We start from the raw sequence: 11,989 nt of genomic DNA on the forward strand, positions 1-11,989 counted from the left end.
TGATAGAAATGAAACACTGTTGTAAAAACGTGGTGATCCCCATGCCCGAACCCGTCGCTGAACCGGCGTTTAACGGATTGCGCCTTAATCTGCGCATTGTTTCTGTTGTCATGTTTAACTTCGCCAGTTACCTGACCATCGGCCTGCCGCTCGCGGTCTTGCCGGGCTATGTCCATGATGTGATGGGCTTTAGCGCCTTCTGGGCGGGGTTGGTGATCAGCCTGCAATACTTCGCCACGTTGCTCAGCCGCCCACACGCCGGTCGTTACGCGGATTTACTCGGCCCGAAAAAAATTGTGGTGTTTGGCCTGTGCGGCTGTTTTCTCAGCGGTGCGGGTTACTTCCTGGCGGGAAGTGTCAGCGGTTTGCCGATGGTCAGTTTGCTGCTGCTGTGTCTGGGACGGGTGATCCTCGGGATCGGTCAGAGTTTCGCCGGCACGGGGTCGACGTTGTGGGGCGTCGGTGTGGTGGGATCGCTGCATATCGGACGGGTGATTTCCTGGAACGGCATTGTCACCTACGGCGCGATGGCGATGGGGGCTCCGCTCGGCGTGCTGTGCTATCACTGGGCCGGGCTGCAGGGACTGGCACTGATTATCATGGGTATCGCGCTGTTGGCCATTTTGCTGGCGATCCCGCGACCCGCGGTGAAAGCCAGCAAAGGCAAGCCCCTGCCGTTTCGCGCCGTGCTTGGGCGTGTCTGGCTGTACGGCATGGCGCTGGCGCTGGGTTCTGCCGGATTTGGGGTGATTGCCACCTTTATCACCCTGTTTTATGAGGCGAAAGGCTGGGACGGCGCGGCGTTTGCGCTCACCCTGTTTAGCTGTGCGTTTGTCGGAACGCGTTTGCTGTTTCCCAACGGCATCAACCGTCTGGGCGGCCTGAACGTGGCAATGATTTGCTTTAGCGTGGAGATTGTCGGACTGCTGCTGGTGGGCGTGGCAATGATGCCGTGGATGGCAAAAATGGGTGTATTGCTGGCGGGAATGGGCTTTTCGCTGGTCTTCCCGGCGCTGGGCGTGGTGGCGGTCAAAGCCGTGCCGCAGCAGAATCAGGGCTCGGCGCTGGCGACGTATACGGTGTTTATGGATTTGTCGCTGGGAATAACCGGGCCATTGGCCGGGCTGGTAATGAGTTGGGCGGGCGTGTCGGTGATTTATCTGGCGGCGGCGGGGCTGGTGGCGATTGCGCTGCTGTTAACCTGGCGGTTAAAAAAACGGCCTCTGCAGGATTCGCCAGAGGCCGTCTCATCATCCTGACGGTTACTGAATATTCAGCGTATTGATGATGTTTTCTGCGGCCGTTTGCGCTTTCTGCTGGTCGTCAGCGGGCAGCGTAATTTGCAGGGTCAGCAGTTGGTTATCTACTTTACCCAGCACCACGGAAGAGTAAGCGGTCTGGCCTTTCGCCGAGATGATGCTGTCTAACTGTTGCAGCGTGTGGCCTTTCAGCTCGATGGATTTGTTGGTCACCACCTGCAACTGCGGGTCGCGGCTGCGCTGCTGATCTTCCAGACGTTTCGCCAGCACAGACAGCTCTTCACTGGTGTTATCACCGACAATGACGATGACCGCTTTCTGGCCAGTTGCGTCAGAGTAGACGTGCATATTGTTGGCCTGCGTACCCAGCTTACCGCTCTGGTCAGTCATATCCGCCGGCAGTGAGAAACTCAGTTTGCCATCCAGCAGAGAAACCGGCTGACCGGTTGCGTTACTTTCTGCCGCCGAGCCTTCTGTCGGCGCTTTCGTATCACTATTATCACAGGCCGCCAGCCCCATAACCAGCAGGCCAATACCGACATATTTAACCAGATTACGCATTGACTTCTTCCTTTCGATAAACGGCCATAACGGCGCATTCATTCATCTTATCACAACCCGGAAAAGGAACCTTTAGCTCAACTTGTCTGCATCGCCGGGATTTCAGATTTATCTGCCAGCTTTTTCAGCAACATATTCAGCAATACGCCGTACATCGGCAGGAAGAAAAGGATGCTGATCAGCACCTTGAAACAGTAATCGACGATGGCGATTTCCATCCAGTGTTCGGCCATAAACGCATCCGGGCTGCGCCAGAAGGCAATGAAGAAAAAGGCGAGGGTATCGCTGACGTTGCCAAACAGCGTCGAGGCGGTTGGCGCCAGCCACCAGCGGCGGTTCTGGCGCAGGCGGTTAAAAACGTGGACATCAAGAATTTGTCCCAGCGCATAGGCCATAAAGCTGGCGGTCGCGATACGGGCGACAAACAGATTGAAGTGCATCAGCGCACCGAATCCCTGCCAGGACCCCATATAGAACAGCGATGAAATCACATAGGAGATCAACAGCGCGGGGAGCATCACCGCAAAGATAATTCGACGAGCCAGCGGCGCGCCAAAAATGCGCACGGTCAGGTCGGTAGCAAGGAAAATAAACGGAAAGCTAAACGCGCCCCAGGTGGTGTGAAAACCAAAAATGGAGACCGGAAGTTGTACCAGATAGTTACTGGAGGTGATCACCAGCAGATGGAATAGCGATAGCCAGAACAACGCTTTTACGCGCTGCGAGTGTGTAAATGCATTCATGTTGTACCTTTTTAATTGATGATTGGGGTGAGGGAACCCAATTCGTGCTACACGCTATTTCACTTGCCATTTTGCTCTCGGGCAGTGCTCGCGCTCCTCACGTACTTCGTGTACGCTCCGGGCGCTGTGCGCTGGCCTCAAACAAACTGGCTGCGCCAATAACGCGTCTTCGTTTTTTCAGCCGCCGCATAATACTGCTTTGCGGTGGCATTGCAATGGCTATTTTTCACGCAATCGTTAACCTGATTGGCTTACAGTACAACAGAGCGTAAAATAGCGTCGTTTTTGAATGAACGAGACTACGATGAGCGATCTGTTTACCTCTCCCGACCATACTCTTGATGCCCTGGGGCTGCGCTGCCCGGAACCGGTAATGATGGTGCGTAAAACCGTACGCAACATGCAGACCGGCGAAACGCTGCTGATTGTGGCGGACGATCCGGCGACCACCCGCGACATTCCCGGCTTCTGTACTTTTATGGAGCATGAACTGGTGGCAAAAGAGACCGACACGTTGCCGTACCGCTATCTGGTGCGTAAAGGCCAGTAATCTTGTTTTGCCGGATGGCGCTAACGCTTATCCGGCCTACAAAAGAGGATGTGGCTCGTAGGCCGGATAAGGCAACGCCGCCATCCGGCAAAAACACGTTACCCTTTACGTAACAACCGCAGCGCGTTGGCGGTAACCAGCACCGTTGCCCCGGTATCCGCCAGCACGGCCAGCCACAGACCAGTCATCCCGAGCAGCGTGGTGACGAGAAAAATCCCTTTCAGCCCCAGCGCAATGGCGATGTTCTGACGAATATTGGCGTGGGTTGCGCGCGCCAGTTGAATCATCTGCACCAGCCCTGTGAGACGGTTATGCGTCAGTGCGGCATCCGCCGTTTCCAGCGCCACGTCGGTGCCGCTACCCATTGCGATACCAATGGCGGCGGCCTTCATCGCCGGCGCATCGTTGATGCCGTCACCCACCATCGCCAGCGGCGACTGTTGATTCAGCATGGTGACCGCCTTCACTTTATCTTCCGGCAGCAAGCCAGCCCTGAACTCAAGACCCAGTTCTCCGGCAATAGCCGCCGCCGCGCGTGGATTATCGCCGGTCAGAATCACACCCTTCACGCCCAGCGCGTTCAGTTCGCGGATGGCGGTGCGAGCATCGTCGCGCAGCGTATCCTGCAGGGCGATCACCCCGATTACCGTCTCGTTGCGCAGCACCACAACGACCGTTTGTCCGGCGCTTTCAAGCCGGTTAATCTCTCCGGCAAACGCCCCGGCAGGTCGTTTCCCGGCGGCGCAAATCAGCACGTTCTCGCCGTTCACCAGTGCTTCAATCCCTGACCCCACCAGCGCCCGTTGCCCCTCGGCTGAGGGGAGAGCCAGCCCTTTGGTTTGCGCTTCGCGCACAATGGCCTGCGCCAGCGGGTGCGTTGCGCCTTGCTCGACAGCCGCTGCCAGCGCCAGCAGTTCAGACTCACTGACGCCGGTAGCCGGATGAATCGCTGTGACGCGTGGTTTCCCGACGGTCAGCGTCCCGGTTTTATCAAAGGCGACCTGATTAATGCGCCCCAGTTGTTCCAGCGCTGCGCCGCCTTTAATCAAGGCTCCGCGACGGGCTGCCGCCGCCAGCCCGGACGTGATCGCCGCCGGCGTGGAGATCACCAGCGCACACGGACAGCCGATCAGCAGCAGCGTTAGCCCTTTATAAATCCACTCCTGCCAGGCACCAGCAAACAGCAGCGGCGGGACGAGCGTCACCAGCAGGGCGATGGCCATGATCGCCGGCGTATAAATTCGGCTGAAGCGATCGATAAAACGCTCGATTGGCGCACGGCGCTCCTCGGCCTCTTCGATTAACTTCAGAATGCGGTCAATCGCACTGGCGCCCGGTTCAGAGAGCACTTCCAGCGTGACGAGGCGGTCCACGCTGGTCGCCCCCGCCGGGACTTTTTCGCCGGTGGCGCGTTCCACTGGAATGGATTCTCCCGTCAACGCACTCTCATCAAAACTGGCAAAACCAGAGACCAGTTTACCGTCGGCGGGCAGACGTCCCCCGGCGGCGACTTCAATGATGTCACCCGGTCGCAGCGTGTTGATCGCCACCTCTTCGCGTACGCCGTCGCGCAGACGCGTCGCGGTTTCCGGTTTCAGCGCCATCAGCGCGCTGACCCCCTGGCGGGCGCGACTGGCGGCCCAGCCTTCGAGGCGTTCGCCAATCAGGAACAGCAGCAACACCATCGCCGCTTCTGCCGTGGCGCCGATGAACAGCGCCCCGATAGCCGCAACACTCATTAGCGTTTCAATAGCAAACCAACTGCCGGTTTTTATCAGCCGTAGCGCCTGGCGGGCAATCGGGAACAGGCCGACCAGCGTCGTGGCGATAAATGCCAGTTGGCCGAACGGGTGGTTGAACTGCTCCAGTCCCCAACTCAGCGCCATCATGATGAGAAGCGTCAGCAGCGGCAGATTCTCTTTAAAGCGGGATTCAGGCGTTTCTTCCTTCGCCTGTTCATCACGCAAGGTGTAGCCCGCGTTTTGCACCGCATTCTCGATTTGCGCACGAAGATCGCCGTTGCTGTCGACGACCAGTTTCTCGGTAGCAAACAGTACCTGCACCTGGTTGACGCCGCTGACCTGGCGCACCGCGTTCTCCACTTTGCGGGCGCAGGCGGCGCAGTCCATCCCGGCCACTTTCCAGCTGTAGCGGGTGCCTTTTACCGTTTCAACAACAGGTTGAGCGGAAGAGCATGCGCCTTCGCAGCAGCAGTCTTCGGTCTTCTGTGGTCCTGGCGCGGGCTTGAAAGATGAAAATTGTGGGGCTTTTTTGCCATCGTGAGCAGGCGTCGACATGGCATCCTCCGGTTGATGATAATTTTCTCATTAACCGGAGGATACACTCTGGAGTCGACTCCAGAGTCAAGCGTTATTAAAGATAAAGCGAACGGACGATCAGGAAATGCCCGGCAAAGTAGCAGGCGGCGGCGATGGCGTTGTCGGCGCGGAAGCGACAGCGGTAGTGACTGCCCAGCCAGACGATGTTGCCAATGAACAGCAGCGACGCGCCCATAAACGCCGACAGCGCAGGCGCGGTGGGGCGGAAAAACCACAATTCACCCGCCAGCCAGACCATCACCAGCGTCATGGCGATAAAGGTACACACTGGCCAGCGCAGTTCTTCGAGGCGCGCCCAGATCACCGCAATCAGCAGTGCGCCCAGTACCATTAGCACCAGCGGCAGCGGCCAGAAGAAAGAGAGCGTCATCTGGCTGGCAAAATAGATGGTGTACAACAGATGCGAGAGGAAAAAGGCGCCAATCGCGTAGAGCAGGCGCTGACGCGGCAATAATGTCAGCGCATCGCCAACCAGTGAGGCGCAAAGACCGGCCAGTACCAGATAGCTCACGGCGTTGAACATCGGCGCCTGCCAGGCCAGTAACAGCAGGAGTAATAAGGTGACGGGTTTAAAGACCCAGCGTTGCCAGGCGGGTCCACGGTAGGAGGCATCCACAAATAACCATGCGGAAAGGCAGACAGCGATAAACGACCAAAGCATCTTAGTTCCTTGAATTCGTTATTTTTTCGTAAGCGGTATGCTCACAACCCTGATGTTCAGTGTAGAGGCCGCGACCACCTGATGACAACACCATAACGGGCAAGGTATGCTTATTTCCGCATTTTCTGATGGGTTATCAATATGAGTAAGCCGCCACTTTTCTTCATCATTATCATTGTGTTAATTATCGTCGCCGCCTCGTTTCGCTTTATGCAGCAGCGGCGGGAAAAAGCCGATAACGATGCGGCGCCGCTCCGGCAGGCGCAGATGGTAGTCAGCAATAAGCGTGAAAAACCCATCAACGATCGACGCTCGCGACAGCAGCAGGTCACGCCGGCAGGAACCAGTATGCGCTATGAGGTGAGTTTTAAACCGCAAAACGGCGGGCTGGAAAAGACCTTTCGCCTGGAGGCACGTCAGTACCATGCGCTGACGGTGGGGGATAAAGGAACGCTTAGCTACAAAGGATCGCGCTTTGTCGAGTTTGTTGCACAGCACTAAGACGGGAAACCGCTCGCGTTTCCAGGCCGGATAAGCGAAGTGCTATCCGGCACCTTCTGTATTACTTTTTAACGTTAAACTTCTTCTGCCAGACCAGCAGCTCAAACACGCCAAACAGAAAAATACGTACTTTTTCGCCAGTGGTCATTTGCGGTCCGTCTTTGGGCAGCGTGGATTTCAGCAGCGCCAACTGCATGCCGTGCATCAGTACCATGAACACGAGGGCGACGTTAACAAAGATGTTGAGCGGTCGCGGGAAGGGTTGCACCAGATTTAACAATAAAAATGCCCACACGCCGAGCATCAGTAGTCGACCAAGATTAATCAGCATCGCTTTCTCCTTGTGCTTCGCGTTGATACAGGCGGTACGCAACCTGCCCGGCGATTTTTTCCCGGTACAGCGACCAGTTCGTCGGTACGGGCGGCAGACCGTTTTCCACTTCGCTTTCCACGTAAATCCAGGCAACATCCGCCAGCCAGCCGTGAGTTTCCAGCAGGTTTAAGGTTTCTTCCAGTAACCCTTTACGAAACGGCGGATCGACGAACACCACGTTATGCGGCGTGCCCGGCTGCGCCAGGAATGCCAGGGTATTCGTGTTAACGACTTTTGCATTCCCTGCTTTCAGCGTAGTCAGGTTCTTTTGTAACTGCTGAGAGACCGCTCTGTCCATCTCCAGCAGCGTGGCGTTGGCGGCATAGCGTGACAGCGCTTCTAACCCCAGCGCACCGCTACCGGCGAAACAGTCCAGACAGTGGGCATCTGGCATCACCGGCGCCAGCCAGTTAAATAGGGTTTCACGCACGCGATCCGTTGTCGGGCGTAGACCGGGGCTGTCGGGGACCGGGAGTTTTCGGCCGCGCCATTGTCCGCCAATAATGCGGATTTGGCCGCTACCAGAGTGATTTGGTTTTTTCATTTCTGTTGCTCAAACCGCCGCTTGCAGATGATTCCAGGCGGTGATGTGGATTAAGTAAAGTGATAGACTATTTCATCATTTTTTTAGCTTCCATGTATATAGCGCCGCGAGGAGTGTAGTCGCAGATGGCAAAACAGAAAAAACGTGGCTTCTTTTCCTGGCTGGGCTTTGGTGAAAAAGAGCAGGAACAAGAACAAAAAACCGAAGAGCAGCAGGGTGTTGAAGCGCAGTTACCGTCAGAAACAGCGGTTGACGTAGAAGCACAAGCGCCGGTTCACAGCAAAGAAGAGACTGAAGCCTTTGCTGAGGAAGTGGTTGAGGTGACGGAACAGGTTCAGGAAATCGAAACCTTCCCGTCAGAAGAACCCGCTGTCGCGAAAGAACATATCGACACGCCCATTGAGCCGCAGATTGCCGTCGAGCGCGAAGAACTGCCGCTACCGGAAGAGGTGAAAGCCGAAGAGGAAACCTCCGCCGAAGAGTGGCAGGCCGAAGCGGAAACCGTTGAGATTGTGGAAGCGGTGGAAGAAGAGGCGCAACACGAGCCGGAACTGACCGACGAAGAGTTGGAAGCACAAGCGCTGGCGGCGGAAGCGGCGGAAGAAGCGCAGATGGTCGTGCCGCTGGCGGAAGAAGGCGCGCCGGTCGAAGAGATCGCTCAGGAACAGGAAAAACCGACCAAAGAAGGTTTTTTCGCGCGCCTGAAACGCAGCTTACTGAAAACTAAAGAAAACCTCGGTTCCGGATTTATCAGTCTGTTCCGTGGTAAAAAAATCGACGATGATCTGTTTGAAGAACTGGAAGAACAACTGCTGATTGCTGATGTGGGCGTGGAAACAACGCGCAAAATCATCACTAATCTGACGGAAGGCGCCAGCCGTAAACAGCTTAAAGATGCTGAGGCGCTGTACGGTCTGCTGAAAGACGAGATGGGCGAGATTCTGGCGAAAGTCGATGAGCCGCTGAAAGTTGAAGGCAAAACACCGTTTGTTATTCTGATGGTCGGCGTGAACGGGGTGGGGAAAACCACCACCATCGGTAAGCTGGCGCGTCAGTTTGAACAGCAGGGGAAATCTGTGATGCTGGCGGCGGGCGATACGTTCCGCGCCGCAGCGGTCGAACAGTTGCAGGTATGGGGTCAGCGTAACAATATTCCGGTGATCGCCCAGCATACCGGCGCGGATTCTGCCTCCGTTATCTTCGACGCCATTCAGGCCGCGAAGGCGCGCCACATCGATGTGCTGATTGCCGATACCGCAGGTCGTCTGCAAAACAAATCGCACCTGATGGAAGAACTGAAAAAAATCGTTCGTGTGATGAAGAAACTGGATGAAGACGCGCCGCATGAAGTTATGCTGACGCTTGACGCCAGCACCGGGCAGAATGCGATAAGCCAGGCCAAACTGTTCCATGAAGCGGTGGGCCTGACCGGTATTACTCTGACTAAGCTTGACGGTACGGCGAAAGGTGGGGTGATCTTCTCGGTGGCCGATCAGTTTGGCATCCCTATCCGCTATATTGGTGTGGGCGAACGTATCGAGGATTTACGTCCGTTTAAGGCGGACGATTTTATAGAGGCACTTTTTGCCCGAGAGGATTAACAATGATTCGCTTTGAACATGTCAGCAAGGCCTATCTCGGTGGGAGACAAGCGCTGCAGGGAGTCACCTTCCATATGCAGCCGGGCGAGATGGCGTTTCTGACCGGCCACTCCGGCGCGGGGAAAAGTACCCTGCTGAAGCTTATCTGTGGGATTGAGCGGCCCAGCGCCGGGAAAATCCTCTTCAGTGGGCACGACATCACGCGTCTTAAAAACCGTGAAGTGCCGTTTTTGCGTCGTCAGATCGGCATGATTTTCCAGGATCACCACCTGTTGATGGACCGAACGGTCTTCGACAACGTGGCGATTCCGCTGATTATCGCCGGTGCCAGCGGGGATGATATTCGTCGTCGCGTGTCGGCGGCGCTGGACAAGGTTGGACTGCTGGACAAAGCGAAAAATTTCCCAATTCAACTCTCCGGGGGTGAGCAGCAGCGTGTCGGTATCGCTCGTGCGGTAGTGAACAAGCCTGCGGTACTGCTGGCGGATGAACCGACCGGTAACCTGGACGACGCGCTGTCGGAAGGGATCCTGCGTCTGTTCGAAGAGTTTAACCGCGTCGGGGTGACGGTGCTGATGGCGACGCATGACATCGGGCTCATTTCCCGTCGGTCGTACCGTATGCTTACCCTGAGCGATGGCCATTTGCATGGAGGCGAAGCCCGTGAATAAGCGCGACGCGATGAATCAAATCAAGCAGTTCGGCGGGCGACTGGACCGTTTCCGTCGTTCCGGCGGCTCCACCGGCGACGGTGGCCGCAATGCGCCGAAGCGGGCGAAACCGTCGCCAAAGCCGAACTCGCGTAAAACTAACGTCTTTAACGAGCAGGTGCGCTATGCGTTCCAGGGCGCGTTACAGGATCTGAAAAGCAAACCGCTGGCGACGTTTCTGACGGTGATGGTGATTGCCATCTCTCTGACCCTGCCGAGCGTCTGCTATATGGTCTACAAAAACGTTAATCAGGCGGCGACGCAGTATTACCCGTCTCCGCAGATCACCGTGTATCTGCAAAAAACGCTGGATGATGATGCGGCGGCAGGCGTTGTCGCTCAACTACAGGCTGAGCAAGGTGTGGAGAAGGTGAATTACCTTTCTCGTGAAGATGCCCTTGGCGAATTCCGCAACTGGTCCGGTTTCGGCGGCGCGCTGGATATGCTGGAAGAGAACCCCTTGCCTGCAGTGGCGGTGGTGATCCCGAAAATCGACTTCCAGAGCACCGATTCGCTGAACACGCTGCGCGATCGGGTCTCCCGCATTAACGGGATTGATGAAGTGCGGATGGACGACAGCTGGTTTGCCCGTCTGGCGGCGCTAACCGGTCTGGTCGGGCGCGTATCGGCGATGATTGGCGTGCTGATGGTTGCCGCCGTCTTCCTCGTCATTGGTAACAGCGTCCGTCTGAGCATCTTTGCCCGTCGCGATACGATTAACGTACAAAAACTGATTGGTGCGACGGATGGATTTATCCTGCGTCCGTTCCTTTACGGCGGCGCATTGCTCGGTTTTTCCGGCGCATTTCTTTCACTGATTTTGTCAGAAATTTTGGTGTTGCGGCTGTCGTCTGCAGTCACGGAAGTGGCGCAGGTTTTCGGAACGAAGTTTGATCTCAATGGCTTATCGTTCGATGAGTGCCTGTTACTGCTGCTGGTGTGCTCGATGATCGGCTGGGTGGCGGCGTGGTTGGCGACGGTTCAACATTTACGTCACTTTACTCCCGATTAATAAAACCGTGGTATAATCTTTCCCTGCAATGGGTTTCCGTTCGCAGGGAAAGAGTTCCTGTTGTCTCTTCCCCGCTTTTCATCTTCATGTCACAATATGTGCGTAATTTATACACAGTGTTGCATTGAACTTGTGGATAAAATCACGGTCTGATAAAAGAGTGAATGCTAATCTCGTTGCTCATTAACGCTGGCACGGTTGTTGCTGATGTCTATCGCTGTGGTGCCAGACGATAAAAATTGAGAGGATTTGAATGACCAAAGAAATGCAAAATTTAGCTTTAGCCCCTGTTGGTAACCTGGAGTCTTACATCCGGGCTGCGAACGCGTGGCCGATGTTGTCGGCTGACGAGGAACGGGCACTGGCTGAAAAGCTGCATTACCAGGGCGATCTGGAAGCAGCTAAGACGCTGATCCTGTCTCACCTGCGCTTTGTTGTTCATGTTGCTCGTAACTATGCGGGCTATGGCCTGCCGCAGGCGGATCTGATTCAGGAAGGGAATATCGGCCTGATGAAAGCCGTGCGCCGTTTCAACCCGGAAGTGGGTGTGCGCCTGGTATCCTTCGCCGTGCACTGGATCAAAGCTGAGATCCACGAATATGTCCTGCGTAACTGGCGTATCGTGAAAGTGGCGACCACCAAAGCACAGCGTAAGCTGTTCTTTAATCTGCGTAAAACCAAGCAGCGTCTGGGCTGGTTTAATCAGGATGAAGTAGAGATGGTGGCGCGTGAGCTGGGTGTTTCCAGTAAAGACGTCCGCGAAATGGAATCTCGTATGGCGGCGCAGGACATGACGTTTGATATGTCTTCGGACGACGAGTCCGACAGCCAGCCGATGGCACCGGTGCTGTATCTGCAGGATAAAACCTCTAACTTTGCCGACGGCATTGAAGAGGATAACTGGGAAGATCAGGCAGCCAACAAACTGACCCATGCGATGGAAGGCCTCGACGAGCGTAGCCAGGATATCATCCGCGCCCGCTGGCTGGACGAAGATAACAAGTCCACCTTGCAGGAACTGGCCGACCGCTACGGCGTTTCCGCAGAACGTGTGCGTCAGCTTGAAAAGAACGCCATGAAAAAACTTCGCGCCGCTATCGAAGCGTAACTCCCGCGAAGTTCCCGCTAAAACCCT

Annotated in this window: 13 protein-coding genes; 7 read left to right on the forward strand and 6 right to left on the reverse strand. The window is 55.9% G+C overall.

The window, feature by feature from the left end; all coding sequences use genetic code 11:
- Positions 1-8 precede the first annotated feature (8 nt).
- Positions 9-1,259, forward strand: a complete 1,251-nt coding sequence (locus QNN88_RS18725; RefSeq protein WP_414241540.1) for an MFS transporter — start codon at positions 9-11, stop codon at positions 1,257-1,259.
- 3 nt (positions 1,260-1,262) lie between these two features.
- Here the strand turns inward: QNN88_RS18725 and QNN88_RS18730 are convergent, their stop codons facing one another.
- Both QNN88_RS18730 and QNN88_RS18735 read right to left on the reverse strand, forming a co-directional pair.
- Positions 1,263-1,820: a DcrB family lipoprotein gene (locus QNN88_RS18730; RefSeq protein WP_414241541.1), complete on the reverse strand. Its 558-nt coding sequence runs from the start codon at positions 1,818-1,820 to the stop codon at positions 1,263-1,265.
- Between the two features lie 77 nt (positions 1,821-1,897).
- Positions 1,898-2,563 carry a 7-cyano-7-deazaguanine/7-aminomethyl-7-deazaguanine transporter gene (locus QNN88_RS18735; protein WP_414241542.1) on the reverse strand — a complete coding sequence of 222 codons (666 nt, stop codon included), beginning with the start codon at positions 2,561-2,563 and terminating at the stop codon, positions 1,898-1,900.
- Positions 2,564-2,867: 304 nt separating this feature from the next.
- On the opposite strand from QNN88_RS18735, the gene tusA reads away from it, so the two are divergent.
- Entirely contained in the window at positions 2,868-3,113 is a 246-nt protein-coding gene (tusA, locus tag QNN88_RS18740) for a sulfurtransferase TusA (protein WP_414241543.1), read from the forward strand.
- A gap of 98 nt (positions 3,114-3,211) precedes the next feature.
- Here the strand turns inward: tusA and zntA are convergent, their stop codons facing one another.
- Positions 3,212-5,410 (reverse strand): Zn(II)/Cd(II)/Pb(II) translocating P-type ATPase ZntA, encoded by a 2,199-nt coding sequence (gene zntA / locus QNN88_RS18745; RefSeq protein ID WP_414241544.1) that lies wholly within the window; start codon positions 5,408-5,410, stop codon positions 3,212-3,214.
- Positions 5,411-5,486: 76 nt separating this feature from the next.
- Positions 5,487-6,113, reverse strand: a complete 627-nt coding sequence (locus QNN88_RS18750; protein ID WP_414241545.1) for a lysoplasmalogenase — start codon at positions 6,111-6,113, stop codon at positions 5,487-5,489.
- 141 nt (positions 6,114-6,254) lie between these two features.
- On the opposite strand from QNN88_RS18750, the gene QNN88_RS18755 reads away from it, so the two are divergent.
- Complete coding sequence (locus QNN88_RS18755) at positions 6,255-6,614, forward strand: DUF2500 domain-containing protein (protein ID WP_044327803.1); 360 nt, start codon at positions 6,255-6,257, stop codon at positions 6,612-6,614.
- A 61-nt stretch (positions 6,615-6,675) separates the two neighbouring features.
- On the opposite strand, the gene QNN88_RS18760 is transcribed toward QNN88_RS18755, so the two are convergent.
- Entirely contained in the window at positions 6,676-6,945 is a 270-nt protein-coding gene (locus tag QNN88_RS18760) for a DUF1145 family protein (RefSeq protein WP_042998484.1), read from the reverse strand.
- On the reverse strand, positions 6,935-7,531 hold the full coding sequence (gene rsmD, locus QNN88_RS18765; protein WP_414241546.1) for a 16S rRNA (guanine(966)-N(2))-methyltransferase: 597 nt from the start codon (positions 7,529-7,531) through the stop codon (positions 6,935-6,937). The genes QNN88_RS18760 and rsmD overlap by 11 nt, the downstream gene beginning before the upstream one ends.
- Positions 7,532-7,656: 125 nt before the next feature.
- Between rsmD and ftsY the strand changes: the two genes are divergently transcribed.
- From ftsY to rpoH, 4 genes are all read left to right on the forward strand, one after another.
- On the forward strand, positions 7,657-9,132 hold the full coding sequence (ftsY, locus tag QNN88_RS18770; RefSeq protein WP_414241547.1) for a signal recognition particle-docking protein FtsY: 1,476 nt from the start codon (positions 7,657-7,659) through the stop codon (positions 9,130-9,132).
- A gap of 2 nt (positions 9,133-9,134) precedes the next feature.
- Complete coding sequence (ftsE, locus tag QNN88_RS18775) at positions 9,135-9,803, forward strand: cell division ATP-binding protein FtsE (protein WP_042998481.1); 669 nt, start codon at positions 9,135-9,137, stop codon at positions 9,801-9,803.
- Positions 9,796-10,854 (forward strand): permease-like cell division protein FtsX, encoded by a 1,059-nt coding sequence (ftsX, locus tag QNN88_RS18780; protein WP_414241548.1) that lies wholly within the window; start codon positions 9,796-9,798, stop codon positions 10,852-10,854. The genes ftsE and ftsX overlap by 8 nt, the downstream gene beginning before the upstream one ends.
- Positions 10,855-11,107: 253 nt before the next feature.
- Positions 11,108-11,962: an RNA polymerase sigma factor RpoH gene (gene rpoH, locus QNN88_RS18785; protein ID WP_044327806.1), complete on the forward strand. Its 855-nt coding sequence runs from the start codon at positions 11,108-11,110 to the stop codon at positions 11,960-11,962.
- Positions 11,963-11,989 lie beyond the last annotated feature (27 nt).

Origin of the sequence: Citrobacter sp. ANG330 (genome assembly GCF_047467925.1) — a bacterium.
GTDB lineage: Bacteria > Pseudomonadota > Gammaproteobacteria > Enterobacterales > Enterobacteriaceae > Citrobacter_A > Citrobacter_A amalonaticus_G.